General features: G+C 61.0%; 20 protein-coding genes and 1 other RNA gene. 12 read left to right on the top strand and 9 right to left on the bottom strand.

The genetic code is table 11. The annotated features are described in order from the left end of the window. Positions 1–85 precede the first annotated feature (85 nt). Genes JET17_RS18360 through puuE form a run of 4 tightly spaced genes read right to left on the bottom strand, consistent with a single transcriptional unit; the run spans position 86 to position 3,460 of the window. Entirely contained in the window at positions 86–1,414 is a 1,329-nt protein-coding gene (locus JET17_RS18360; RefSeq protein ID WP_012315447.1) for a urate hydroxylase PuuD, read from the bottom strand. A 43-nt stretch (positions 1,415–1,457) separates the two neighbouring features. Continuing rightward, positions 1,458–1,961 carry an ureidoglycolate lyase gene (locus JET17_RS18355; protein ID WP_012315446.1) on the bottom strand — a complete coding sequence of 168 codons (504 nt, stop codon included), beginning with the start codon at positions 1,959–1,961 and terminating at the stop codon, positions 1,458–1,460. 57 nt (positions 1,962–2,018) lie between these two features. Further along, entirely contained in the window at positions 2,019–2,534 is a 516-nt protein-coding gene (uraD, locus tag JET17_RS18350) for a 2-oxo-4-hydroxy-4-carboxy-5-ureidoimidazoline decarboxylase (protein ID WP_012315445.1), read from the bottom strand. Continuing rightward, positions 2,534–3,460 carry an allantoinase PuuE gene (puuE, locus tag JET17_RS18345; RefSeq protein WP_012315444.1) on the bottom strand — a complete coding sequence of 309 codons (927 nt, stop codon included), beginning with the start codon at positions 3,458–3,460 and terminating at the stop codon, positions 2,534–2,536. The genes uraD and puuE overlap by 1 nt, the downstream gene beginning before the upstream one ends. Before the next feature lie 377 nt (positions 3,461–3,837). On the opposite strand from puuE, the gene uraH reads away from it, so the two are divergent. Then, a complete protein-coding gene (gene uraH, locus JET17_RS18340; protein WP_012315443.1) occupies positions 3,838–4,191 on the top strand; it encodes a hydroxyisourate hydrolase in 354 nt (117 codons plus the stop codon). Positions 4,192–4,486: 295 nt separating this feature from the next. On the opposite strand, the gene JET17_RS18335 is transcribed toward uraH, so the two are convergent. Beyond that, positions 4,487–5,836, bottom strand: a complete 1,350-nt coding sequence (locus tag JET17_RS18335) for an NCS2 family permease (protein ID WP_012315442.1) — start codon at positions 5,834–5,836, stop codon at positions 4,487–4,489. Positions 5,837–6,120: 284 nt separating this feature from the next. On the opposite strand from JET17_RS18335, the gene JET17_RS18330 reads away from it, so the two are divergent. Continuing rightward, positions 6,121–6,876 (top strand): GntR family transcriptional regulator, encoded by a 756-nt coding sequence (locus JET17_RS18330; protein WP_012315441.1) that lies wholly within the window; start codon positions 6,121–6,123, stop codon positions 6,874–6,876. A gap of 121 nt (positions 6,877–6,997) precedes the next feature. After that, entirely contained in the window at positions 6,998–7,696 is a 699-nt protein-coding gene (gene aqpZ, locus JET17_RS18325; protein WP_012315440.1) for an aquaporin Z, read from the top strand. Here aqpZ and guaD read toward each other — a convergent pair. The 4 genes from guaD to xdhA form a co-directional block, all read right to left on the bottom strand. Then, on the bottom strand, positions 7,693–8,997 hold the full coding sequence (gene guaD, locus JET17_RS18320; protein ID WP_012315439.1) for a guanine deaminase: 1,305 nt from the start codon (positions 8,995–8,997) through the stop codon (positions 7,693–7,695). The genes aqpZ and guaD overlap by 4 nt on opposite strands. Before the next feature lie 10 nt (positions 8,998–9,007). Continuing rightward, entirely contained in the window at positions 9,008–9,853 is an 846-nt protein-coding gene (gene xdhC / locus JET17_RS18315) for a xanthine dehydrogenase accessory protein XdhC (protein WP_012315438.1), read from the bottom strand. Between the two features lie 162 nt (positions 9,854–10,015). After that, positions 10,016–12,415, bottom strand: a complete 2,400-nt coding sequence (gene xdhB, locus JET17_RS18310) for a xanthine dehydrogenase molybdopterin binding subunit (RefSeq protein ID WP_012315437.1) — start codon at positions 12,413–12,415, stop codon at positions 10,016–10,018. After that, a complete protein-coding gene (xdhA, locus tag JET17_RS18305) occupies positions 12,408–13,862 on the bottom strand; it encodes a xanthine dehydrogenase small subunit (RefSeq protein ID WP_012315436.1) in 1,455 nt (484 codons plus the stop codon). Before xdhA ends, xdhB begins: the two co-directional genes overlap by 8 nt. A gap of 267 nt (positions 13,863–14,129) precedes the next feature. Here xdhA and JET17_RS18300 point away from each other — a divergent pair, with 267 nt between their 5' ends. From JET17_RS18300 to JET17_RS18260, 9 genes are all read left to right on the top strand, one after another. After that, positions 14,130–14,789: a GntR family transcriptional regulator gene (locus JET17_RS18300; RefSeq protein ID WP_012315435.1), complete on the top strand. Its 660-nt coding sequence runs from the start codon at positions 14,130–14,132 to the stop codon at positions 14,787–14,789. 3 nt (positions 14,790–14,792) lie between these two features. Beyond that, positions 14,793–18,281, top strand: coding sequence for a chromosome segregation protein SMC (gene smc / locus JET17_RS18295; RefSeq protein WP_012315434.1), 3,489 nt, complete (start codon positions 14,793–14,795; stop codon positions 18,279–18,281). A gap of 204 nt (positions 18,282–18,485) precedes the next feature. Beyond that, entirely contained in the window at positions 18,486–19,370 is an 885-nt protein-coding gene (gene zipA, locus JET17_RS18290; protein WP_012315433.1) for a cell division protein ZipA, read from the top strand. 276 nt (positions 19,371–19,646) lie between these two features. Then, positions 19,647–21,977: an NAD-dependent DNA ligase LigA gene (gene ligA, locus JET17_RS18285; protein ID WP_012315432.1), complete on the top strand. Its 2,331-nt coding sequence runs from the start codon at positions 19,647–19,649 to the stop codon at positions 21,975–21,977. A gap of 132 nt (positions 21,978–22,109) precedes the next feature. Continuing rightward, an RNA gene (gene ffs / locus JET17_RS18280) (signal recognition particle sRNA small type) lies at positions 22,110–22,206 on the top strand. A gap of 239 nt (positions 22,207–22,445) precedes the next feature. Beyond that, entirely contained in the window at positions 22,446–23,279 is an 834-nt protein-coding gene (locus JET17_RS18275) for a hypothetical protein (protein ID WP_012315431.1), read from the top strand. Positions 23,280–23,738: 459 nt separating this feature from the next. Then, complete coding sequence (locus tag JET17_RS18270) at positions 23,739–23,993, top strand: hypothetical protein (RefSeq protein WP_042111612.1); 255 nt, start codon at positions 23,739–23,741, stop codon at positions 23,991–23,993. A gap of 74 nt (positions 23,994–24,067) precedes the next feature. Further along, positions 24,068–25,192: a reverse transcriptase family protein gene (locus tag JET17_RS18265; RefSeq protein ID WP_012315430.1), complete on the top strand. Its 1,125-nt coding sequence runs from the start codon at positions 24,068–24,070 to the stop codon at positions 25,190–25,192. Between the two features lie 217 nt (positions 25,193–25,409). After that, positions 25,410–25,856, top strand: a complete 447-nt coding sequence (locus tag JET17_RS18260; RefSeq protein ID WP_042111611.1) for a hypothetical protein — start codon at positions 25,410–25,412, stop codon at positions 25,854–25,856. The last annotated feature ends 39 nt before the right edge of the window (positions 25,857–25,895 follow it).

Here is a 25,895-nt window from a genome sequence, read left to right as displayed (position 1 = left end):
TTGGTGATCCGCGTTGGAGCCTGACGCTCGATGCTTGCTTGTTACCTACGACTTACAGCTTGAGGCTTGAAGCGTGCGGCTTCGATCAGTTGACCTGGGCGCCTTTGGCGATCCAGTCACCGACGAGCTTGCGTTCCTCGACGGTCATCTGGGTGATGTTGCCCAGCGGCATGATCTGGCTGGCGACCGCTTGCGCCTGAATGCGCGCGGCCTGAGCCTGGATCTGCTGCGGGGTGTCGAACACCACGCCGCCAGGGGCGGTGCTGAACAGCGGGCTGGTCGGCTTCGACGAGTGGCACACTGTGCAGCGTTCCTGGATGACGGTGTGGATCTTGTCGAAGGCACCGCCACCGGCCTGAGCCGTCGCCTGGGCTGGGGCTTGAGCCGGCGCGGCAGGAGCTTGGGCCGCCTTGGCAGCGTCCTCGGCGCGCTGTTCGGCAGCGGTCTTGCCACCCACTGCAGTTGCTGGCAGTGGCTGGTACTCGACCTTCGCCGCGGCCTGCTCAGGGTCAACGGCCATCGGTTTCGGGCCGGTGACGTAAGCCAGGCAGATCATCGCCAGGGCACCGGCCGGCAGGGTCCAGGCGTACTTGCTGCTGTCGTGGCGGGTGTTGAAGTAGTGGCGGATCAGTACCGCGGCTACGGCAATGCCGGCCAGGATCAGCCAGTTGTACTGGCTACCGTAGGTGCTCGGGAAGTGGTTGCTGATCATGATGAACAGCACCGGCAGGGTGAAGTAGTTGTTGTGACGCGAACGCAGCAGGCCTTTGGCCGGCAGGCGCGGGTCGGGGGTGGTGTTGTTCTCGATCGCTGCCACCAGCTGGCGCTGGGCCGGCATGATGATGCGGAACACGTTACCGACCATGATGGTGCCGATGATCGCGCCGGTGTGCAGGTACGCGCCACGGCCGCTGAACACCAGGCTGAAGCCCCAGCAAGCGGCGATGATCAGTACGAACAGCACGGCGCCAAGCAGCGCCGGGCGTTTGCCCAGTGGCGAATCGCAGAGCAGGTCGTAGATGAACCAGCCGGCCACCAGCGAACCGATACCGATGGCCACGCCCTCGGCACCGCTCAGGGTGCTGCCAGGGGCCAGCAGGTACAGGGTCGGGTTCCAGTAGAACACCACGCACAGCAGGGCGATACCGGACATCCAGGTGAAGTAGGCTTCCCATTTGAACCAGTGCAGGTTCTCGGGCATTTTCGGCGGCGCCAGCTTGTACTTCTCAAGGTGGTAGATACCACCGCCGTGGATGGCCCAAAGGTCACCCGACAGCCCGTCACGCGGATTGCTCCGGTTCAGGTTGTTTTCCAGCCAGACGAAGTAGAACGATGCACCGATCCAGGCCACGCCGGTGATCATGTGAACCCAGCGAATGCTCAGGTTCAGCCATTCGTGAAGGTGTGCTTCCACAGTATGTACCTCTGCCGATCACCGAACGATGATCGACCTTTTCTTATTGGTGGGGATTGAGGATCAGCATCTGTTCCTCGGTGAAGTAATGCTCATCGCAGTTGTTGCCGGAACCACTGCGATCAACCACCAGGAAATCATCCCGCTTTTCGATCGTAAGCACCGGGTGGTGCCAAACGCCGCGATGGTAATTGACGCCCTGCCTGCCATTACTGCGGAAGGCACGGACCAAGCCTGATACAGGTGCATCGCCAACGGGCGCGACCACGATCAGAAAGGGATTGCCGAGCAGCGGGATGAAAGCCTGGCTGCCCAGCGGATGGCGTTCCAGCATGCGCACGGTCAGCGGCATGTCCAGCGCGTCGGCGCGGAAGATGCTGATGATCGCTTTGTCTTCAGGCTCGGCGGTCTCGACCGTGGCGAGCTTGTGGAAGCGCATGGTCGAGCCGTTGTTGATCATGAAGTGGTCACTGCCATCGGTTTCGATCACGTCACCGAAGGGGGCGAAGGCTTCTTTGGTCAGGGGCTCGATCATCAGGGTGCGCATGCGGTTATCTCTTCTATGTTCGTTGTTCTGGATAAGGCTCTAACGTTGCCGCGCCGGTTACAGCTGCAGCAGACGGAACAGGGCGATCAGGTTGATCTGCGCCAGGGCTTCCTTGAATTCGGCATCGGTGTCGTTATGGATGCGTTTTTCGAAAGCGGCGAGGATCTGGTGCCGGTTGCTGCCCTTGACTGCCATGATGAACGGGAACTGGAACTTGGCCTTGTAGGCATCGTTCAGTTCGGTGAACCGGGCGAACTCTTCGGCGGTGCACTGGTGGATACCGGCTCCGGCCTGTTCGTTGGTGCTCGATTCGGTCAGCTCGCCCTGGATGGCGGCCTTGCCGGCCAGGTCCGGGTGAGCATTGATCAGCGCCAACTGGTCGGCGTGGTTGGCGCTGAGCAGGATGTCGCTCATGCGCTGGTGCAGCGCTTCGATCTCGTTCAGCTCGTCCAGCTGGCCCAGGTCGTAGGCTTTTTCGGCGACCCACGGCGAATGCTCGTAGATGTCGGCGAAGACCTTGACGAAGGTGTCACGGTCCAGGGTCGATGGCTTGAGGGTCTTGAAGGCGGTCATCAGGCGTTCTCTTTCTTGTACGGGTGGGTGGCGTGCCAGTGGCGGGCGATGTCCGCGCGACGGGCGAACCAGACCTGGTCATGGCTCTTGGCGTAGTCGACGAAACGCTTGAGCGCGGCCAGGCGTGCCGGGCGGCCGACCAGCCGGCAGTGCAGGCCGATGGAAAGCATCTTCGGCGCTTCGGCGCCTTCGGCGTACAGCACATCGAAGGCGTCCTTGAGATACTGGAAGAACTGCTCGCCGCAGTTGAAGCCCTGTACCTGGGTGAAGCGCATGTCATTGGTGTCCAGGGTATAGGGGATCACCAGGTGCGGCTTGCCGGTCGGGTTGTTCGGTTCCCAGTAGGGCAGGTCGTCATCGTAGGTATCGCTGTCGTAGAGGAAGCCACCTTCCTCCATGACCAGGCGGCGGGTATTGGGGCCGGTGCGGCCGGTGTACCAGCCTACCGGGCGCTCGCCGGTCAGTTCGGTGAGGATGCGGATGGCCTCGAGCATGTGCTCGCGCTCCTGGGCCTCATCCATGTTCTGGTAGTCGATCCAGCGGTAGCCGTGGCTGCAGATCTCGTGGCCGGCTTCGACCATGGCGCGGATCACGTCCGGGTGGCGCTGGGCGGCCATGGCCACGGCGAACACGGTCAGCGGCACACCGCTGTCCTTGAACAGCTTGAGCAGGCGCCATACGCCGGCACGGCTGCCATATTCGTACAGCGACTCCATGCTCATGTTGCGCTGGCCCTGCAGCGGCTGGGCAGCGACCATCTCGGACAGGAAAGCTTCAGACTCTTTGTCGCCGTGCAGGATGTTGCGCTCGCCACCCTCTTCGTAGTTCAGGACGAAAGACAGCGCGATGCGGGCATTGCCCGGCCATTGCGGGTGAGGAGGGTTGTTGCCGTAACCGATCAGGTCGCGAGGGTAGTCAGCGCTCACTGCAGTCTTCCTTCTTGTGCGTTAGTGCGGGGGGTGGGCGGGCCGCGTCGGGATGTCGCACCACCGGATGGGCTGATTGTATACAACTTCTGAAATCATTTGTAAGCCTGTTTTTCCGCATTTCTTCCCTTTTGTCGCCTGAGAATCTGTTGCAAGAAACCTGCCTGATTGGTCAGTTAATAAGATTGGCGTCGGCACTGCGCCTGTATTTGCGACTATTGGCCTGTGTGAGGGGGCCTCGACGGAAGGGCTCAAAAAATTGTGTACAATCTGTTGATGAAATGTCTTAATAACGGCATTCCCGCCCGTCGCAGGTTCATTGCCGTGCGGATGGCTGTGTATTTTTTGCCCACAGATTGAACAAGAGGCGACAAGCAATGGGACGTTTGACTACACACGTACTGGATGCAGCTCATGGTTGCCCGGGCAGCGCGATCAAGGTCGAGCTGTACCGTGTCGAAGGCCAGCAGCTTGAGCTGGTGAACACTGCCCTGACCAACAGCGATGGCCGCGTCGATGCGCCTCTGTTGCAGGGTGACGATTACCGTACTGGCGTTTACCAGCTGCAATTCAGTGCTGGCGCCTACTACCGTGCTCGCGGCGTACAGCTGCCGGAGCCGGCGTTTCTGGATGTTGTTGTGCTGCGCTTTGGCATCGACGAGAAGCAGGAGCACTACCATGTGCCGCTGCTGATCTCGCCGTATAGCTATTCGACCTATCGCGGGAGCTAGTTGGTCGCTAGAAGAATCTTCGTAGGTCCTTGGCCCGCTCTCACACTGGCGGGCTTTTTTTCGTCTGCTGTTTTGTTTTCCTCACTGGCCTCATCGCCGGCAAGCCGGCTCCCCCACAAGGTACGGCGTTGGCCATATCGAATGGTATCCAAGCGATTTCGCCACCTACCGGGGCTCTGACCTATTCAATTTCTACAACTGACGCCACTCCTGTAGGGGCCGGCTTGCCGGCGATGAGGGGGGCAAACAGCACAAAAAGGGCGCCGAAGCGCCCTGTTCTGGTGCAATTGTCAGCTCAGAGGAACACGAACTTGGCAATGAAGATCGCGCACAGCACCCACAGGCTCGCCGAGATCTCTTTGTACCTGCCGGTACCGGCCTTCAGCGCCACATAGGTGATGAAGCCCATGGCAATACCGTCTGCCACCGAGAAGGTCAGCGGCATCATGATCACCGTGACGATCGCCGGAATGCTGTCGGTGGCTTCATCCCAGTGGATGTGCGCCATGCTGCCCATCATAAGCATGGCCACGTAAATCAGTGCACCTGCAGTCGCGTAGGCTGGAATCATCCCGGCCAGCGGTGCAAAGAACATCGCCGCCACGAACAGCAGGCCAACCACCACTGCGGTCAAGCCAGTGCGGCCACCTGCGGCAACACCCGCGGCACTTTCCACATAGCTGGTTACCGGCGGCACGCCAACCACGGCACCGAACACGCTGGATGCGCTGTCCGCCTTCAATGCCTTCGACAGGCCTTCGATACGGCCGTCCGGCGCCACCAGGTTGGCCCGCTGGGCGACGCCCATCAAGGTGCCGGCGGTATCGAACATGTGCACGAAGAGGAACGCCAGCACCACGCTGATCATACTCACGTTGAACACGCCGGCCACGTCCATGGCCATCCAGGTGGGGGCCAGGCTCGGCGGCATCGACATCACCCCGCCAAACTTCACCAGGCCCAGACCCCAACCCGCCAGGGTGACGCCGATGATGCTGATCAGGATGGCGCCGAACACGCGTTTGTAGCTGAGGATGGCAATCGACAGGAAACACAGTGCCGCCAGCAGTGGGCCTGGTTCATGCATTGAGCCCAGCTTGATCAGCGTGGCCGGGCTGTCGACGATGATGCCTGCGGTCTTGAGGCCGATCAGTCCGAGAAACAATCCGACGCCGGCCCCCATGGCATGCCGCAGGCTTACCGGGATGCTGTTGAGCAGCCACTCGCGGACCTTGGAGAGGGTCAGGAACATGAACAGCACACCCGATACGAATACCGCGCCCAGCGCTGTCTCCCAGTTGTAGCCCATGGTCCCGACCACGGTGTAGGTGAAAAACGCGTTGAGGCCCATGCCCGGCGCCAGGCCCACCGGCCAGTTGGCGTACAGGCCCATCAGCAGGCAGCCCAGTGCTGCGGCAATGCAGGTGGCGACGAATGCTGCGCCGTGATCGATGCCGGCGTCAGCCATGATGTTGGGGTTGACGAAGATGATGTACGCCATGGTGATGAAGGTGGTCACCCCGGCGATCATTTCGGTTTTGACGGTACTGCCGTGTTGCTTGAGTTTGAAAATCCGCTCCAGCCAGCTCGTTTCGAGCGGCGGAGCGAGATCCAGCGTAGGTGCGTCGGATTTGCGGCTTTCCACAGCGGTACTCCTCAAGTCTTTCTTGTTGTTCTTGGAGCCAGTGACCTGCGCAATGCACTTGGTGGCTCCGCGAGGGATGGCAGACGTCTGACGCCGCTTTGTTGACTTACGGGTCAAGAAGTTGCCCGATGGATTATGCTTTTGTGTACAAAGAAAGCAAATAATGTTTTATCTTTTGTGCGCACAATATGCCGCGCATCGGCTATATAGCTAAAAGCCCACCTGCAGAAACGGCTCAGCCTGTGTACAATGCCGCCATACTTTCCTTCGTGCCTCGAGAGCCCATGAACGAACAGCTGCAACCTCTGAAGAAACCTGCACGTGCCGGCAAGGCTGGCCGCAGCGGTACCCAGGACGATATCGTCTATGCGCATATCTTCGAGGCGATCCTCGAGCAGCGACTCGCACCGGGCACCAAATTGAGCGAGGAAGCGCTGGGCGAGATATTCGGCGTCAGCCGTACCATCATCCGTCGTGCCTTGTCGCGCCTGGCCCACGAAAGCGTTGTGCTGCTGCGGCCCAACCGCGGTGCCGTGGTGGCCAGCCCGACGGTCGAAGAAGCGCGCCAGGTGTTCTTCTCGCGGCGCATGGTCGAACGCGCCATCACCGAACTGGCCGTACAGCACGCCACCCTCGAGCAGCTCAACGAACTGCGGCACATGGTGCGTGAGGAGCGTGACAGCTTCTCGCGGGGCGACCGTGGTGCCGGTATCCGCCTATCCGGTGAGTTTCACCTGAAGCTGGCCGAGGCGGCCGGCAATGCTCCGCTGGTCAGCTTCCAGCGCAGCCTGGTGTCGCAGACGTCGTTGATCATTGCCCAGTACGAAAGCGGCAACCGCTCGCACTGCTCTTACGACGAGCACATGCAACTGATCGATGCCATCGAGGCGCGTGATGCCGAGCAGGCGGTCAGCCTGATGATGCATCACATGGACCATATCGACAGCAAGCTCAACCTGGACGAGGAGAGTGCCTCGGACGACCTGCATGCGGTATTTTCGCACCTGCTGAAAAAACCCAAGGTTTCGCTCAAGGGTTGATCGTTTGCCCGGCTGAATGAGTGGCCATAAACCAAACGTCTGCTAGATTCTTGTGAGCAAACCTTCATCAAGTAGTTGGGCTTGCGCAGTCTCCTGCGTTCAACTACATGAGGAAAGGTTCATGTCGACGTCTTTGGGTGTGCGCATGGGAGCCGAGCTGATCGGCACCTTCTGGTTGGTACTCGGCGGCTGCGGCAGTGCGGTAATCGCAGCCAGCTCTCCCCTCGGCATCGGCGTTCTCGGTGTCGCCTTCGCTTTCGGTCTTACCGTGCTGACGATGGCATTCGCCATCGGCCACATCTCCGGTTGTCATCTGAACCCTGCCGTTTCCTTCGGGCTGGTAATAGGCGGGCGTTTTCCGGCCAAAGAGTTGCTGCCTTACGTCATCGCTCAGGTGATCGGTGCGATTTTCGCGGCAGCGGTGATCTACTTCATCGCCAGCGGCAAGGCCGGCTTCGAGCTGTCGGCGGGCCTGGCGTCCAACGGCTATGCCGACCACTCGCCCGGCGGTTACTCGCTGGGCGCAGGTTTTGTCAGTGAAGTGGTGATGACGGCGATGTTCCTGGTGGTGATCATGGGCGCAACCGACGCTCGAGCCCCGGCGGGTTTTGCACCCATCGCCATCGGCCTGGCCCTGACCCTGATCCACCTGATCTCGATCCCGGTGACCAATACCTCGGTCAACCCCGCGCGCAGCACGGGGCCGGCGCTGTTCGTCGGTGGCTGGGCCTTGCAGCAGCTGTGGCTGTTCTGGCTGGCGCCGCTGATCGGGGCAGCGATCGGCGGCGCACTTTACCGGTGCCTGGCGAAAGCGCCTTAGCGCTGGTGCACGCAGCGCCCGGCGGCGTAGGTTTCGCGCACGGTGCGATCGTCGCCCAGGGTAGTGAGCACGAACAGGGTTTCTTCGATGCTGCCTGACTGCTGGATACGGTAGTCAAGCAGCGGTGTGGCCTTGTAGTCGAGCACCACGAAGTCGGCGTCGTTGCCGGGGCGCAGGCTGCCGATCCGGTCATCCAGGCGCAGCGCACGGGCGCCGCCGAGGGTGGCCAGATACAGCGACTTGTAGGGGTGCAGGCGCGCGCCTTGCAGCTGCATCACCTTGTACGCCTCGTTCAGGGTATTGAGCAGCGAGAAGCTGGTGCCGGCGCCGACGTCGGTGCCCAGCCCTACGTTTACCTTGAAGCGTTCGGCCTGGGGCAGGTTAAACAGACCGCTGCCCAGGAACAGGTTCGAGGTCGGGCAGAAGGCGATCGCCGAGCCGGTTTCGGACAGGCGCTGGCATTCGTCGTCACACAGGTGCACACCGTGGGCGAAAACGGAGCGTTCTCCGAGCAGTTCGAAGTGGTCGTAGACGTCCAGGTAACCTTTCTGCTCAGGGAACAGTTCCTTGACCCAGTCGATTTCCTTGAGGTTCTCGGACAGGTGAGTGTGCATGTAGACGCCCGGGTGCTCCTTGAGCAACTGCCCGGCCAGCTTCAATTGCTGTGGGGTGCTGGTGGGGGCGAAGCGCGGGGTTACCGCGTAGTGCAGGCGGCCCTTGCCGTGCCAGCGCTCGATCAGCGCCTTGCTGTCGGTGTAGCTGGTTTCGGCGGTATCGGTCAGGTAGTCGGGGGCGTTGCGGTCCATCATCACCTTGCCGGCGATCATCCGCAGGTCCAGGCGCTCGGCCTCCTCGAACAGTGCATTGACCGACTGCGGGTGCACACTGCCGAACACCAGGGCAGTGGTGGTGCCGTTACGCAGCAGTTCCTTGAGGAAGATCTTCGCCACTTTGTCGGCGTGATCCTTGTCGGCGAACTGCTTTTCACAGGGGAAGGTATAGGTGTTGAGCCAGTCCAGCAGTTGCTCGCCGTAGGAACCGATCATGCCGGTCTGCGGGAAATGAATGTGGGTGTCGATAAAGCCCGGGGTAATAAGGGCGTCCTGGTAATGCACCACTTCGATGTCGGCATCCAGCGTCGGCAGCAGTTCGCTGGCATGCCCCAGGGCACTGATGCGACCCTCGTCGATCACCAGCAGGCCGTCCTCGTAGTACTCATGGGAGGCGTCCAGGCCCACCTCGGCCGGGTCGGCGATGCTGTGCAGGATGGCGGCACGGTAGGCTTTGCGGGTAACGGTCATAACTCACTCGTCAATTGGCTTGGCTGCGCCGGGAGGGCGGCAGCAACTGGGCGATGGGGCCCGCATTGACGCCAGCGTCATGCTGGCCAAAGCAGGCGTTGTAGGTGGCAATGATTTCGCCGGCGATGGACACGGCGATCTCGATCGGCAGCTTGCCCTTGACCTCAGCGATGCCCATCGGGCAGCGCATGCGCGCCATCACGGCTTCGTCAAAGCCGCGCTCGCGCAGGCGGTGCTCGAACTTGACCCGTTTGGTCTTCGAGCCGATCAGGCCGAACCAGGTGAAATCGTTGCGCTTGAGAATGGCGGCGGTCAGCTCCAGGTCGAGCTGATGATTGTGGGTCATGACGATGCAGTAGCAACCAGGTGGCAGCTCGGCCACTTCGTCGACCGGCTCCTCGCTGACCACCTTGGTCACCCCGTTGGGGATGAGCTCGGGGAATTCCTGTTCACGCGAATCGATCCAGCGCACCCGGCAGGGCAGGGCGGCGAGCAAGGGTACCAGAGCCCGGCCGACATGGCCCGCACCGAACACGGCGATTTGCGCCTGCACAGCGGTCATGGGCTCGAACAGCAGCACGGTGACGCCGCCACAGCACTGTCCGAGGCTGGCGCCGAGGCTGAAGCGCTCCAGATGCGGCGTGGTGCGGTGTTCTTCGAGCATTGCCCGGGCAATGTGCAGCGCCTTGAATTCCAGATGGCCGCCGCCGATGGTGTCATACAGGGCCGTGGCACTGACGACCATTTTCGAACCGGCGTTGCGCGGGGTCGAGCCGCGCTCCTCGATGATGGTCACCAGCACGCAGGGTTCGCCGCGGGCCTGGTGGTCGGCGAGGGCGTTGATCCATTGGTGCATGATTCAAAATCCTCTATGGGCGACTCGGTCCTCTGGTAGGAGCGGCCTTGTGTCGCGAAAGGGTCGCGCAGCGGCCCCAAGAATCTCCATTGCTGCATAGATCTTGGGGCCGCTGCGCAGCCCTTTCGCGACACAAGGCCGCTCCTACACAGGGCTGCGGCGTCAGTGAGTGGAGGTTTCCAGTTCTTGCAAGGCAGGCTGCGAAGCAGCTACTTCCTTGCGCATCTGCTCGCACCCCCACAGCACCCGCTCCGGTGTCGCCGGTGCGTCGATGTTCGGTTGCAGGCGGTAATCGGCAATGCTGGCCACGGCATCCTTGATCGCACACCAGGCAGCGATGCCGAGCATGAACGGTGGCTCGCCAACAGCCTTGGAGTGGAACACGGTGTCTTCCGGGTTCTTGCGGTTTTCCACCAGTTTCACCCGCAGGTCCAGCGGCATGTCGGCCACGGCCGGGATCTTGTAGCTGGCCGGGCCATTGGTCATCAGCTTGCCCTTGGTGTTCCACACCAACTCTTCGGTGGTCAGCCAACCCATGCCCTGGATGAAGCCGCCTTCCACCTGGCCAATGTCGATGGCCGGGTTCAGCGAATCGCCGACGTCGTGCAGAATGTCGGCGCGCAGCATCTTGTACTCGCCGGTCAGGGTATCGACGATCACTTCCACGCAGGCGGCGCCGAAGGCGAAGTAGTAGAACGGCCGGCCGCGTGCCTGGCTGCGATCGTAGAAGATCTTCGGCGTGCGATAAAAGCCGGTACTCGACAGCGACACCTGGGCGAAGTATGCCTGCTGTACCAGTTGTTCAAAACTGACGATCTGGTCGCGCACGCGCACATGGCCATTGCGGAACTCGACGTCTTCCTCTGTGACCTGATAATGCCGCGCGGCGAACTCGGTAAGGCGCTTTTTGAGAATCTCGGCGGCATTCTGCGCCGCTTTGCCGTTCAGGTCGGCGCCGCTGGATGCCGCAGTTGGCGAGGTGTTGGGCACCTTGTCGGTATTGGTGGCGGTGATCTGGATGCGGCTGAAGTCAACCTGGAAAATCTGTGCCACGACCTGGGCCACCTTGGTGTTCAGGCCCTGGCCCATCTCGGTGCCGCCGTGGTTCAGGTGGATGCTGCCATCGGTGTAGATATGGATCAGCGCACCGGCCTGGTTGAGGAAGGTGGCGGTGAACGAGATGCCGAACTTGACCGGGGTCAGCGCCAGGCCTTTCTTGAGGACCGGGCTGTTGGCGTTGAAGCGGCGTATCGATTCGCGGCGTTCTGCGTAGTCGCTGCTGGCTTCCAGCTCGCCCGTCATCTCCTCGAGCATGTTGTGCTCGACGGTCTGGTAATAGTGGGTGACGTTGCGCTCAGTCTTGCCGTAGTAGTTGGCCTTGCGCACTGCCAGCGGGTCACGGCCCAGGTGGCGGGCGATGTGGTCCATCACCTGCTCGATGGCAACCATGCCCTGCGGGCCGCCGAAGCCGCGGTAGGCGGTGTTGGAGGCGGTGTTGGTCTTGCAGCGGTGGCCGTGCACGGTGGCATCGCCCAGGTAGTAGGCGTTGTCGGAGTGGAACATGGCACGGTCTACGATCGAGCCGGAAAGGTCGGGCGAGTAGCCACAGTTGCCGGCCAGGTCCATGTTTATGCCGTGCAGGCGCCCCTGGTCATCGAAGCCGACGTCGTACTCGACATAGAAGGGGTGGCGCTTGCCGGTCATCATCATGTCTTCGACGCGCGGCAGGCGCATCTTGGTCGGCTGGCCGGTCAGGCGCGCGATAACGGCGCACAGGCAGGCCGGGCTGGCGGCCTGGGTTTCCTTGCCGCCGAAGCCGCCGCCCATGCGGCGCATGTCGAGCACCACCTTGTTCATCGGCACGTCGAGCACTTCGGCGACCAGCTTCTGCACTTCGGTAGGGTTTTGCGTGGAGCAGAAGACGATCATGCCGCCGTCTTCGGTGGGCATCACCGAGGAAATCTGCGTCTCCAGGTAGAAATGCTCCTGGCCGCCGATATGCAGGGTGCCCTGCAGGCGGTGCGGGGCGCTGGCCAGGGCAGTGGCCGAATCACCGCGCTGGTGTGTGTGGCTGTCGAGTACGAAGTGCTTCTTGCGCAATGCCTCGACCACGTCCAGTACCGGCTCCAGGTCTTCGTATTCGATGATCGCCGCCATTGCTGCACGGCGCGCGGTGTCCAGATCGCGCGCGGCCACGGCGAGTACCGGCTGGCCAAAGAACTCGACCTTGTCGATGGCCAGCAGCGGGTCACCCGCCGCCACCGGGCCGATGTCCTTCAGGCCAGGGATGTCCTCGTGGGTGATGGCGATGCGCACCCCTTCGAAGGCATAGCAAGGTGTGGTATCGATGCGCAGGATGCGTGCGTGGGCACGGTCGGCGGTGCGCGCATAGACGTGCAACTGGTTGGGAAATTCGAGGCGGTCGTCGATGTACACCGCTTCACCTGCCACGTGCTTGTCGGCGCTGTCGTGCTTGACGCTGCGGCCGACCCCGGTGGTCAGGTCCTGGCTGAACAGTTCGGCCATCTCGGCCTGGCTCTTGACGGCGTGATGGTTAGACATAGTCGGTCACCCGGGTTTCGATGTGCGGCGTTTGCTGTTCGATGAAGTACTTGCGCAGCAGGTTCTGCGCGGTCAGCAGGCGGTATTCCTTGCTGGCGCGGAAGTCGCTGAGCGGGGTGAAGTCCTCGGCCAGGGCCTGGCAGGCGCGCTCCAGGCTCGCCTGGTTCCAAGGCTTGCCGCGCAGGGCTGCTTCACAGGCGCGGGCACGTTTGGGGATTGCGGCCATGCCACCGAAGGCAATGCGCACCCCGCTGACCACGCCGTCTTCGATGCTCAGGTTGAAGGCGCCGCACACGGCCGAGATATCGTCATCCAGGCGCTTGGAGACTTTATAGGCGCGGAAGGCCCAGTCATTGCTGGCACGCGGTACGATGATCTTCTCGATGAATTCGCTGTCCTGGCGGGCAGTGATGCGGTAGTCGATGAAGTAGTCCTCCAGCGGCATCGTGCGCTGGCGGTCGCCCTGGCGCAGCACGATCTGTGCATCGAGGGCGATCAGCAAGGGAGGTGAGTCGCCAATCGGTGAGGCGTTGCCGATGTTGCCGCCCAGGGTGCCCTGATTGCGGATCTGCAGCGATGCAAAGCGGTGCAGCAGGTCGCCGAAATCGGGGTATTCCTCGTTGAGCGCGCCATAGCAATCGGTGAGCGGCGTGGCGGCGCCGATTTCCAGGTGGCTGGCGGTCTTGTCGATGCGTTTGAGTTCGGCCACGTGGCCGACATAGATCATGACCGGCAAAGTCTTGTGGAATTGGGTGACTTCCAGCGCCAGGTCCGTGCCGCCTGCCAGCAAGCGCGCTTCGGGGTGCGAGCTGTACAGGTCGGCGAGGTCGGCCACGGTCAGCGGCACCAGGCAGCGCTTGTCGCCGCTGTTGAGCTCGCCGGTCTGGGTTGGTGTGATGGCTTTCAGGCGGCTGATGGTCTGCGCTTTTTGCGCGTCGAACTGATCGCGGCAGGGTTGGCGGCAGCTCTGTTCGGCAGCATCGAGAATCGGCCGGTAGCCGGTGCAGCGGCACAGGTTGCCCGCCAGCGCCTCCTGGGCCTGATGCAGGTCGTGGCCCTGGCTGTTTTTCTGCAGGGCGAACAACGACATGACGAAGCCTGGGGTACAGAAGCCGCATTGCGAACCGTGGCAGTCGGCCATGGCTTGCTGCACGCTATGCAATTCGCCTTGGTGCTTGAGGCCCTCGACGCTGATCAGTTGCTTGCCGTGCAGCGACGAAACGAAGGTCAGGCAGGAGTTGAGGCTGCGGTAGCGCAGAGTGTCCTGGCCTTGATCATCCTGGGTCAGCTCGCCGACCACCACGGTACAGGCGCCGCAGTCGCCACTGGCGCAGCCTTCTTTGGTGCCGGGTTTGCCCAAGTGCTCACGCAGGTACTGCAGCACCGTCATGTTCGGGCCCAGGGCGTGCTCGCTGCGCAGCTCCTGGTTGACGAGAAACTGGATCACGGGGATGGCCTCGCAATGGTTTTATTGTTGTTGAGCGGACAATAAGCAGAGCTGACACGCTGGTCAATAATTTTCTGACTTAAGGGTCAAGAAATTCTCCGCACGGTCGTCTGGCCGCCCAGCCTGCCCATATACAAAGCATAGATCGGGCCGCCTTGACCGTTGTCTGGCGGCTCAAATAAAGGCAGTCGCCCCTCTGCGCGACTGCTGGCCAAGTGCGCTACAATCGCTCACTTGTGCCCAGTTCAATGATTTTGAAGGAAAACCATGACGTTCAAGGCGCCGGACAGCCTCTCCGAGCAGATTGCCGACTACCTGGCCGAACGCATCATCCGCGGCGAGCTCGAGCCGGGTGAGCGCATCCAGGAGCAGAAGGTCACCCAGGCGTTGAATGTCAGCCGCGGCTCGGTGCGTGAAGCGTTGTTGATCCTCGAACGTCGTCATCTGGTTGCGATCCTGCCGCGCCGCGGCGCCCATGTGACCAGGCTCGACGAGCGCAGCGTGCGCAGCCTGTGCGCCCTCATGGGCGAGTTCTACATTCTGCTGGGCAATGCAGTTGCGCAGAAATGGCGCACCGACGCAGACCTGCGCCCGTTCCTGGACATCCAGCAGCGCCTGCAGCAGGCCCGTGAACAAGGTGACATCAAGGCCTTCGTCGCCGACAGTTTTGCCGTGATGCGCGCCGCCTATCCGTTTGCCGACAATCCATACCTGCAGGAAACCGTCGAAAACCTGCAGCCCGCCATGAGCCGAGCCTATTATCTGGCTCTCGATCAGCGCCAAGCCAACATGCTCGATTACCTTGACCTGTTCGCCCACCTGCTTGACGCCGTGGTCGCCCGTGATCTGCCGCGCATCCGCGAGGTACTCACCGCCTATTGCCAGCGTAGTTGCGAGCTGGTGCTGGCGGCGCTGGCCCGAGGCTGACCGATGCGCCTGAAGTGCATCCGCCTGGCCGGGTTCAAGTCGTTCGTCGACCCGACCACTGTCAACTTCCCCAGCAACATGGCGGCCGTGGTCGGCCCCAATGGCTGCGGCAAGTCCAACATCATCGATGCGGTGCGCTGGGTGATGGGCGAAAGCTCGGCGAAGAACCTGCGTGGCGAGTCGATGACCGATGTCATCTTCAACGGCTCCACCAGCCGCAAACCGGTCAGCCAGGCCAGCATCGAGCTGATCTTCGACAACAGCGAGACCACGCTGCTGGGCGAATATGCTGCCTATGCGGAAATCTCCATCCGCCGCAAGGTCACCCGTGACGGGCAGAATACCTACTACCTGAACGGTACCAAATGCCGCCGCCGCGACATCACCGACATCTTCCTCGGCACTGGTCTGGGGCCGCGCAGCTACTCGATCATCGAACAGGGCATGATCTCCAAGCTGATCGAGGCCAAGCCCGAGGAGCTGCGCAACTTCATCGAAGAGGCGGCGGGCATCTCCAAGTACAAGGAGCGCCGCCGCGAGACCGAAAGCCGTATCCGACGCACCCAGGAGAACCTGGCGCGCCTGACCGACCTGCGCGATGAGCTGGAGCGCCAGCTCGAACGCCTGCACCGCCAGGCGCAGGCCGCTGAGAAATACCGTGAGTACAAGGCCCAGGAACGGCAGCTCAAAGCACGCTTGGCGGCGCTGCGCTGGCGTGACCTGGATGAACGCGTACGCCAGCGCGAGTCGGTGATTGGCGATCAGGATGTGGCCCATGAGGCGCTGGTTGCCGAACAGCGCAATGCCGATGCGAGCATCGAGCGGCTGCGTGACGGCCATCACGAACTGTCCGAGCGCTTCAACCAGGTGCAGGGGCGCTTCTATTCGGTGGCCGGTGACATTGCCCGGGTCGAGCAGAGCATTCAGCACGGTCAGCAGCGCCTGCGCCAATTGCAGGATGACCTGAAGGAAGCTGAGCGCACGCGCCAGGAAACCGAGTCGCACCTGGGGCATGACCGCACCCTGCTGGCGACTCTCGGTGAAGAGCTGGCGATGCTCGAACCGGAGCAGGAAATGACCTTGGCCGCAGCCCAAGAGGCTGCCGCCACCCTCGAAGAGGCCGAGTTGGGCATGCACGGCTGGCAGGAGCAGTGGGACAGCTTCAACACCCGCTCCGCCGAGCCGCGGCGCCAGGCCGAGGTGCAGCAGTCGCGCCTGCAGCAACTTGAAGCCAGCCTGGAGCGCATGGCCGAGCGCCAGCGCAAGTTGGGCGAGGAGCGCGACCAGTTGGGCGCTGACCCGCAGGACGGCGCCATGCTGGAGCTGTCCGAGCAGTTGGCTGCCAGCGAGATGCTGCTTGAAGAGCTGCAGCTGTCCGAAGAGCAGGTGGTCGAGCGCCTGGAGGGCGTACGTGCGCAATTGCAGCAGGCGACCCAGGCTCAGCAGCAACAGCAAGGCGACTTGCAGCGCCTGGGGGGCCGTCTGGCATCCCTGGAGGCACTGCAACAGGCCGCGCTCGAGCCCGGGGTCGGTGCTGCCGAGTGGCTGCGCGGGCAAGGCCTGGAGCAGCGGCCGCGCCTGGCACAAGGGCTGCGTGTGGAGCCGGGTTGGGAGCTGGCGGTGGAAACCGTGTTGGGCGCTGACCTGCAGGCCGTGCTGGTGGAGGACTTCAGCGGCCTGGATTTTGCCGAGCTGGAGCAAGGAGAGCTGCGTCTGTTGGTGGCGGGGCAGGAAGGTCCACGCCGGCCCGGCAGCTTGCTCGACAAAGTTGAGGGGCACACCGACCTGGCCCCTTGGCTGGCCCAGGTCCGGCCGGTTGAAGACCTGGCTCAAGCCCTCGCTGAACGCGCCGGGCTTGGCGAAGGCCAGAGCCTGGTCAGCCGCGATGGTTACTGGGTTGGTCGGCATTTTCTGCGCGTCAGCCGGGGGGGCGAATCCCAGGGTGGGGTGCTGGCACGGGGTCAGGAAATCGAGCGCCTCGGCCAGGAGCAGCTGGAGCTGGAAGCTACGCTGGAGCAGATGGAGCAACAGCTGCAAGCCTTGCGTGAGCAGCAATTGGGCCTGGAGGAGCAGCGCGAGCAGCTACGCCGTCGCACCCAGGAAGAGAGCCGCCAGCATGGCGAGCTCAAGGCCAGCCTTTCGGCAGGGCGTGCCCGTGCCGAACAGGTCGAGCTGCGTCGGCGCCGGCTGCAGGAAGAATTGAGCGAACTTCAGGAGCAGCGCGCTCTGGAGCATGAGCAACTGGGCGAAGCGCGGCTGGTGCTGCAGGAGGCCCTGGACCTGATGGCCCAGGACACCGAGCAACGCGAACAGTTGATGGCCCGCCGCGATACCCTGCGCGAGGGCCTTGACCGGATCCGGCAGGAAGCTCGCCAGCACAAGGATCACGCCCACCAGTTGGCTGTGCGCCTGGGATCACTGCGCGCACAGCACGACTCGACCCGCCAGGCACTGGAACGTCTGGAGCTGCAGGCGGCACGCCTGAGCGAGCGGCAGGAGCAGCTGAGCCTTAACCTGGAGGAGGGTGAGGCGCCGCTGGAAGAGCTGCGCCTGAAGCTGGAAGAACTGTTGGAGCGGCGCATGAGCGTCGACGAGGAAATGCGCCAGGCCCGCCTGCACATGGACGAAGCCGATCGCGCCCTGCGCGACGCCGAAAAGCGCCGCACCCAGGCCGAGCAGCAGGCACAGTTGCTGCGTGGCCAGCTTGAGCAGATGCGCCTGGAGTGCCAGGGGCTGGATGTGCGGCGCAAGACCTTGCAGGAGCAATTGCTGGCCGACGGCTACGATCTGCAGGGTGTGCTTGCCACTGTCGAGGCTGAGGCCAGCGAGCAGGGCACCGAACAGGAGCTGGAGCAGATCGACGCCCGTATTCAGCGCCTGGGCGCGATCAACCTGGCCGCGATCGAGGAGTACGAACAACAGTCCGAGCGCAAGCGCTACCTTGATGCCCAGGACGCCGATCTGGTCGAGGCGCTGGAGACGCTGGAAAGCGTCATCCGCAAGATCGACAAGGAAACCCGCAATCGCTTCAAGGATACCTTTGATCAGATAAATGCCGGATTACAGGCACTTTTCCCAAAAGTTTTCGGTGGTGGCAGCGCTTATCTGGAACTGACGGGCGAAGATCTACTCGATACAGGGGTGACGATCATGGCGCGCCCACCGGGCAAGAAGAACAGCACCATCCATTTGCTGTCCGGCGGCGAGAAGGCACTGACCGCATTGGCGCTTGTGTTTGCCATCTTCAAGTTGAACCCCGCACCGTTCTGCATGCTCGACGAGGTCGATGCGCCGCTGGACGATGCCAACGTCGGCCGGTATGCCCGGTTGGTCAAGGAGATGAGTGAAAGCGTGCAGTTCATCTACATCACGCATAACAAGATTGCCATGGAGATGGCGGATCAATTGATGGGGGTGACCATGCACGAGCCTGGGTGTTCACGTCTTGTTGCAGTGGATGTGGAGGAGGCACTGGCCATGGTCGACGCCTGATTAGCGAAGAGAAGGCGGATTGTGCAGGTAAATGCCCCCGCCATGTGCGACAGACGGTGTAAAGTTGTCTTTGGTCGTGCTAGCTTAATGTCACTCGTTTTTTGCGTGGGTAAAACGCCTGTCAGAACATAGAGTTGGCGCCACGTGTTAAAGGGCTTTGAAGCCTTTGTTTTCAAGCATATTTTTATAGAGGCACGGGATTACATGGAAATCGGTCTGCGCGAGTGGCTGATCCTCATCGGCATCATTGTCATCGCCGGTATTCTTTTCGACGGCTGGCGCCGTATGCGCGGCGGAAAAGGCAAGTTGAAATTCCGTCTGGATCGCAGTTATTCCAACCTCCCGGACGAGGAAGGCAGCGCTGAGGTGCTGGGCCCGTCGCGGGTGCTCGATACCCAGAAGGAGCCGGAGCTGGACGAAAGCGACCTGCCGTCGCTCAGTGCGCCGGCGCGTGAGCGCGAGCGCGAGCAGAAACCGGCTAAAGCCACCAAGCGTGGCAAACGTGCCGCTGAAATGCAGCCGCAGGGTGATCTGGACCTGGTGGCCGAACCGCGCGAGCCCGACCTGTTCGCCGATGCCGATGACGATTTTGCTGGCGACAACAACCGCAACAGTGGTTTTGCTGCTGCGGGCAGTGCTGCCAAGGAGCTGCCGCCGGTCGAAGAGGTGCTGGTGATCAGCGTGATCTCGCGCGACGAAGGTGGCTTCAAGGGCCCGGCGCTGCTGCAGAATATTCTTGAAAGCGGTTTGCGCTTCGGTGAAATGGACATTTTCCACCGTCACGAAAGCATGGCCGGTCACGGCGAAGTCCTGTTCTCCATGGCCAATGCGGTCAAGCCCGGCATTTTCGACCTGGACGACATCGATCACTTCAGCACCCGTGCGGTGAGCTTCTTCCTCGGGCTGCCAGGGCCACGCCACCCGAAACAGGCCTTCGATGTGATGGTCGCTGCGGCGCGCAAGCTGGCCCACGAGCTCAATGGCGAGCTCAAGGATGATCAGCGCAGCGTGCTCACCGCCCAGACCATCGAGCATTACCGCCAGCGCATCGTCGAGTTCGAGCGCCGCGCGCTGACCCAGAAACGCTGATGTCATTGAGCTAGCAGACCATGCCCTGGTCTTGCTCGCTTCGTTTCAAGCGCAAGAGCAGCCTGGAGCTAATGCCAGTCAGTTAGCGTTATCAGGGCTGCTACGCAGCCCATCGCCGGCAAGCCGGCTCCCACAGATACCATGCAGTTCTTGAGGTCTGAGCTGTGCCTGTGGGAGCTGGCTTGCCGGCGATGGGCCGCAAAGCGGCCCCGAATCGTTTAACTGACTGGCATTGAGCCTAGGGCTGCTCTTTTGCTTTGCAAGAGAACCTGAAGAATGAACGCCGAATCCCGAATCCACGCACTGCGCGCCGAACTCGACCAGCACAACTACCGCTACTACGTACTCGACGAGCCCAGCGTGCCGGATGCCGAGTACGACCGCCTGTTCAACGAGCTCAAGGCCCTCGAAGCCGAACACCCGCACCTGGTCACGCCCGACTCGCCCACTCAGCGCGTCGGCGGTGCCGCCTTGGCCGCGTTCAGCCAGGTGCGCCACGAAGTACCCATGCTCAGCCTGGGTAACGCCTTCGAGGAAGCCGACCTGCGTGAATTCGGCCGCCGCGTAGTGGACGGCCTCGACCAGCCAGGCGCGGTCGACTACAGCTGCGAGCCCAAGCTCGATGGCCTGGCGGTCAGCCTGCTTTATCGCGATGGTCAGCTGGTCCAGGGCGCGACCCGGGGTGACGGCACCACCGGCGAAGACATCAGCGCCAATGTACGTACCGTGCGCAACATCCCGCTCAAGCTGCAGGGCAAAGGTTGGCCCGCTGTGCTCGAAGTGCGGGGTGAAGTGTTCATGAGCAAGGCGGGTTTCGACCGCCTTAATGCCGCACAGGCCGAAGCCGGGGGCAAGACCTTCGCCAACCCGCGCAACGCAGCTGCCGGTAGCCTGCGCCAGTTGGACTCGAAGATCACCGCCAGCCGCCCGCTGGAATTCTGCTGCTATGGCGTTGGCCAGGTCTCGGCAAGCATTGGTGAAAGCCATATCGGTATCCTCGAGCAGCTCAAGGCATGGGGCTTGCCGATCAGTCGCGAGCTCAGGCATGCGGCTGGTATCGAGGAGTGCCTGGCTTACTACCGCGATATCGGCGAGCGGCGCAACAGCCTGCCGTACGAAATCGATGGGGTAGTGTTCAAGGTCAACAGCCTGGCCTCCCAGCGCGAGCTGGGCTTTCGCGCCCGCGAGCCACGTTGGGCCATCGCCCATAAGTTCCCGGCCATGGAAGAGCTCACCGAGGTGCTGGATGTCGAATTCCAGGTCGGGCGTACCGGTGCGGTCACGCCGGTTGCGCGGCTCAAGCCGGTCAAGGTGGCTGGCGTGACCGTGTCCAACGCCACCCTGCACAACATGGACGAGATTGCCCGCCTGGGCCTGCGCATCGGCGATACGGTGATCATCCGCCGTGCCGGTGACGTGATCCCGCAAGTCATGCAGGTGGTGCTTGAGCGCCGTCCTGAAGACGCCCGCCCGGTGCAGGTGCCAAGCGCGTGCCCGGTGTGTGGCTCCCAGGTCGAGCGTACCCAGCTGGTCAAGCGCAGCAAAGGCAAGGAAACCACCAGCGAAGGCGCGGTGTACCGCTGTGTCGGCCGCTTGGCCTGTGGTGCCCAGCTCAAGCAGGCGATCATTCACTATGTTTCGCGGCGGGCCATGGATATCGACGGCCTGGGCGAGAAGAGCGTTGAGCAGTTGGTGGACGAAGGCCTGATCGGTTCGCCGGCGGACCTCTACAAGCTGCAATTCGACCAGATCGTCGGGCTGGAGGGGTTTGCCGAAGTCTCCAGCAAGAAACTGCTGGATGCCATCGAGGCCAGCAAGCGCCCGAGCCTGGCGCGCTTCATCTATGCCTTGGGCATCCCGGATGTGGGCGAGGAGACCGCCAAGGTGCTGGCCCGCTCGCTGGGCAGCCTGGCACGGGTGCAGCAGGCGTTGCCGCAGGTGCTGACGTACCTGCCGGACATTGGTCTGGAAGTGGCCTACGAGATCCACAACTTCTTTGAAGACGAACACAACTGCAAGGTCATTGAGCAGTTGCTCGGTTGCGGCATGCAATTGCAGGACGAAGGTGAGCTGGCTGCCGAATTCGCTGCCAGCACTACCCTGGCCGGGATGATCGCCAAGCTCGACATCGCTTCGGTCGGGCCCACGGGCGCGGAAAAGCTGGTCGCCAAGCTGGACAGCCTGGACAAGATCATCGCGGCCGACGGCATCGACCTGCGTCAGGCGCTGGCAGCGAAACAGGCCGAAGCCGTGCGCGAATTTTTCAAGGACGAGGCCAACCAGAAACTGGCCCGAGACATCGAGGCTCAGTTGCTGGCGTTCGGCATGCACTGGAACAGCGAAAAGAAGGTCGCCGAGGGCTTGCCCCTGGCTGGCCAGACCTGGGTGCTGACCGGCACGTTGGAGCGCATGAGCCGCGACATCGCCAAAGAGAAGCTGGAAAGCCTGGGGGCCAAGGTGGCCGGTTCGGTGTCGGGCAAGACACACTGCGTGGTCGCTGGCCCTGGTGCCGGTTCCAAGTTGGCCAAGGCCAGTGAGCTGGGGGTCAAGGTGCTGGATGAGGATGCGTTCGTCGTGTTCCTGGACGAGCAGGGCATTGCCATCTGATTGTACTGGCCCCCTCGATCTGGACAAGTCATTGAGAAATGATGACTTTTTCTCCGGTTAAAGGTTGTAACTTCGCCCCAGACCGGTACAATGGCGCGGCTCGCTGCTTGGCGAGCCGCGTAGTGGTGGCCCCATCGGTCCCCCCGCATTGATTACCCGTTAACCTGGTCAGGCCCGGAAGGGAGCAGCCATAGCGGGAACATCGAGTGCCGGGGTGTGGCTGGTGGGGCCGCCTCCATTACGCAAGTCCTTAATTCTAAAGGACTTTTCTCTCTCAAAATTTCGAAGTGGACCAGTGCCGTAGTACACCGAAGTGGTGCACTGTAAGCGGCATGTTAGCTTGCTCCTGTCTTTTCTCCAATCACCACCCTTTCCTAATCTCCCGTACCGGCATTTGCAGAGGCACTTTGCTGGCTGCTAGCCATGGAGGCCAGTACTATCGCCTGAACCTTCTGGTGAGGTAGGAAGATGAGCAACGGTGAGAAGATGACCTGGCAGCAGTTCGCAGACGAGTATCAGCCTCCTTCAGAGGCCGCTTGGATCAATGTTTTCGCTATCAGATGCTTCAGGGATACTGGCGACGGCGACTACATTGCTGCACGGCTCGCCTTGAGAGCTGGCCTGCCAAGCCAGGCAATCTGGTCAGGATTGCAGGCGATCGAGAAGTATCTTAAGTGTATTTTGCTTCTTGGTAGGGTTAGCTCGAAGGGGGTTGGGCACAAGATCGCTGAAGGCTTAAGGTTGGTAAACGACCGTTTGAAGTACAGCATTGTTCTGCCCGACAAAGAACAGGCTATTTTCAATCATCTTGCAGAGTCCGAAGGTGATCGATACCTAGTGGCGTCCCTCTACCTTTGCCACCACGAATTAACTGACCTAGACGCATTGGTGTGGCGGCTCCGCCAATACTGCGCTGTGCTTGATGTTGAGCATTATAACGACCCTCCATCCCAAGAGGTGTTGTCAAGGAGTCTGGAGAGGATCAGCGAGCAATTAGAAGGACAGCCCGAGGGGGGATATCTTGAACAAGGTTTCCTCGAAAAGGTTTTGTCGAATGCGAATCACTCTGCTCATGACGGCCTCGTGTGGCGTAACGCTATGTTTGGCGGTAACCAGCCATTTAGCAGCTCTTACGGCGCTTTCAATTTTATGGCTACAAACTCGCCGTTGTTTTTGAACCCGCAGATTGTGAAAGCAGTGGATGAGCTGGTCTACCTGCCTAAGGGGGCTCGAAAAGTATTCGAGCAGCTAGCGCTAGAGAGGGCTGGGGAGCTTCAACCCAACAGCTCTAATAAGTCTTGATGGCAGATTGACATTTCTTGTTGCCAAGAGAGTCGGCAAACAGGTATAAGGAAGATGCTGGGCGTACCGTCCAGGTGCTCTTTAAACATGGTTAATTCTCTGGGCTTGCAGTTGGTGGTTGGGAAACCAACCAGCTTTGATGTTCGTCAAAGCTTCCTCTCCGCAACGACCCGTTCCTCCCGTCGCACCTGTGCGCTGACGTGAAGTCCTGCTGTCCTAAGGTTTCGTCTATCGTTCGCACTGAGCGGTATTGCGGCCTTAAGCGTTGGCTTTAAGCTTCGCTAGTCGTTGATGGTTGCAATGTGAGGTGACGTGGAGCAGTACGTGGCGGCGGCGGCTTATCGATCTTGACTTATCAAGATCGCTAAGCAGAACTGTGGTTTGTTGCGGTGTCTTGGTAGTTCCATTCGGCCCGGAATGCTTTGGCGGCGGCAATTCCCACCACCAGGAGCTACAACCATGTTGCGTTTAAAGAAAGCGGCAAGTCCTCGGACTGAGCTGCGAAAGCACAATAACCAAGACACCCGCGTTACAGTCGATAGCAAGGATTCAAAGAAGGAAAGAGGGACAGGCAGTCGTTTCAAGCGCTTCCGAGAGGCAGTGGAAGCTTTTGCGATTCGCCAGATACTTCTGGAATTCTGGGAAAACAGGCTTGAGTACTGGGAGCTTGTTTGCGAGTTTGTGAACAAAGTCCTTGAGGCAGTAGGCTCATGACGCAACAAATCACATCATTCGAATTCTGAAGGGCCGGTCTATGTATCGGCCCTTCATCGTTTTAAGGGTGGGAAATGAAAGCTCCGCTATATCCGCACAAGCCAATCCACAGCATTCGAGCTTTAGCGCTGGCGCTTGGTGAGAGCGAAGCGCTGTTAGAACGGCTTGCCGCTCGTGCGGACCGAATGTACCGCCATGTCCCCCAAGAGAAGAAGGTCAAGCCTGGTCAGCCACCCGAGACGCGTGATACCTACGACGCCCATGAGCCGCTGAAGCGAATCCAGCGAAAGCTCGTTGATCGAGTGCTGTCTAAAGCGATATTCCCGACCTATCTGCACGGGGGTATAAGAGACTGTAAGTCCCCACGGAGCATCCACAGTAACGCTGCTGTACATGCGGGGGCGCGATTTGTCATCCTTCAAGACATTCGTAATTTCTACCCTTCCATATCTAAGAGCCATGTTCATGCCATGTTCCGGGGGTTGTTCGGGTTCGGAGCTGGCGTTGCGGAACTGTTGTCATCTCTATGTACCCGTTCTGGAAGCACGCCTCAAGGCGCCAGTACGAGTGGCTACATCGCAAATTTAGTATTCTGGGATGTGGAACCGAAGGTGGTTAGCGATCTTTCGGGTAAAGGGTTTCAGTACTCCCGATTCGCCGATGACATTACTATCTCCTGTACGCGTGAGCCGGAAGCGGATGAGCTTACCGGTATTGTCTCAGCAATCACTGGTATGTTGGCTTCCAAGGGGTGTCATCAGAAGCGGAGCAAGCTCCATGTGCGGATACGTGGGCAGGCTCTTAAGTCGGAAGGCACTACTTTCCAGCCGATTACGGTTACCGGTCTGAGCATTTTCAATGCTTCCCCAGGACTCACGAAGTCGGAACGGAAACGTATACGCTCTGCCGTAAGGGAGCTTGAGCTGTCTAGCGAGACGACCTCTAATTGGGTCGAGCTTGAACCAATGTATCACCGTGCCATGGGCCGTGTGGGACGGCTTCTGGCCTGCGCACATCCAGATGGAGAGTCGCTCAAGGTAAGGCTCAACTTGATTAAACGGTCTTATGAGAAGCCCTTACTTGAGCGCTATCAGCAGGAAATCGTCGAGCAATCTGCGCGGGAAATTAATAATGTCTCCTGTGCTCGGACGTTACCTTCTCAGCCAACTGAACCGGTTGACTCCCCGCCTTGGGAGTAACACTCGAATGCTTGAGTGCCGATCCGACTCATTCGACAGAATCTAGCGGACTATGGGCCGGTGTTAAGAGCCCTTTCCGTGGTAGAAGTGGGTTTGCCTCCAGAAGTCTGAAATATCCACTTCTTCGATGACTGCCCGTAGTGCTGCCTGGCATTCTCAGCAGTAGTGGTGCGGTCCGCCTAATGGTAGCCTTATGCCTTTACCCAAGGAGATGGCTATGCGTGGTCTGGGAATTGCAGTACTAGTGCTAGCTCTGTTCGCGTTAGTCGGAGCGCTTTCAATGGACGTTACTGTTTCAAGTGGGACGGGGCGGGTGAACAACATCGGCCTGATCGCTGAGCAGCAGAATTACATCACCATTGGTGGGCTGATGCTGCTAGTCGGAGCCGTGATGGTCATCGCAGGCAGGCGGCGTGAAGCAGCGGTTGGGGTGAGCGGTGACAGCCGGGCCTGCCCGATGTGTGCAGAGACGATTAAAGTAGCAGCGGTGAAGTGTAAACACTGCGGATCGGATCTATCAGCCTCTCCTACCGCCATCATCGATCAGGCAGCAGCACTTGGCAGTGATGTAGACAAGGTCGATACCCCAATATGGATCGCCAGGGCTGTCATTCTCGCTGTCTTCATCGGAATCATTCTTTTCTCCTTGATAAGGCACGGCTGACCCTGGGCTACCTCTGGCTCGGTGCTTAACGCCCGCGCC

The organism is Pseudomonas putida (assembly GCF_016406145.1).
In the GTDB taxonomy this organism is placed as follows: domain Bacteria; phylum Pseudomonadota; class Gammaproteobacteria; order Pseudomonadales; family Pseudomonadaceae; genus Aquipseudomonas; species Aquipseudomonas putida_E.
Note: the sequence above shows the minus strand (reverse complement) of the source record. Positions and strands in the feature narration are given on the sequence as shown.

Bases quoted from the DNA above. Each gene is read 5' to 3' on its own strand.
- JET17_RS18330 (WP_012315441.1), top strand. From the start codon at position 6,121: ATGAACGAACAGCTGCAACCTCTGAAGAAACCTGCACGTGCCGGCAAG.
- zipA (WP_012315433.1), top strand. From the start codon at position 18,486: ATGGAAATCGGTCTGCGCGAGTGGCTGATCCTCATCGGCATCATTGTC.
- xdhB (WP_012315437.1), bottom strand. From the start codon at position 12,415: ATGTCTAACCATCACGCCGTCAAGAGCCAGGCCGAGATGGCCGAACTG.
- uraD (WP_012315445.1), bottom strand. From the start codon at position 2,534: ATGACCGCCTTCAAGACCCTCAAGCCATCGACCCTGGACCGTGACACC.
- aqpZ (WP_012315440.1), top strand. From the start codon at position 6,998: ATGTCGACGTCTTTGGGTGTGCGCATGGGAGCCGAGCTGATCGGCACC.
- JET17_RS18265 (WP_012315430.1), top strand. From the start codon at position 24,068: ATGAAAGCTCCGCTATATCCGCACAAGCCAATCCACAGCATTCGAGCT.
- JET17_RS18275 (WP_012315431.1), top strand. From the start codon at position 22,446: ATGAGCAACGGTGAGAAGATGACCTGGCAGCAGTTCGCAGACGAGTAT.
- JET17_RS18260 (WP_042111611.1), top strand. From the start codon at position 25,410: ATGCGTGGTCTGGGAATTGCAGTACTAGTGCTAGCTCTGTTCGCGTTA.
- ligA (WP_012315432.1), top strand. From the start codon at position 19,647: ATGAACGCCGAATCCCGAATCCACGCACTGCGCGCCGAACTCGACCAG.
- uraH (WP_012315443.1), top strand. From the start codon at position 3,838: ATGGGACGTTTGACTACACACGTACTGGATGCAGCTCATGGTTGCCCG.
- JET17_RS18300 (WP_012315435.1), top strand. From the start codon at position 14,130: ATGACGTTCAAGGCGCCGGACAGCCTCTCCGAGCAGATTGCCGACTAC.
- smc (WP_012315434.1), top strand. From the start codon at position 14,793: ATGCGCCTGAAGTGCATCCGCCTGGCCGGGTTCAAGTCGTTCGTCGAC.
- guaD (WP_012315439.1), bottom strand. From the start codon at position 8,997: ATGACCGTTACCCGCAAAGCCTACCGTGCCGCCATCCTGCACAGCATC.
- xdhC (WP_012315438.1), bottom strand. From the start codon at position 9,853: ATGCACCAATGGATCAACGCCCTCGCCGACCACCAGGCCCGCGGCGAA.
- JET17_RS18270 (WP_042111612.1), top strand. From the start codon at position 23,739: ATGTTGCGTTTAAAGAAAGCGGCAAGTCCTCGGACTGAGCTGCGAAAG.
- JET17_RS18355 (WP_012315446.1), bottom strand. From the start codon at position 1,961: ATGCGCACCCTGATGATCGAGCCCCTGACCAAAGAAGCCTTCGCCCCC.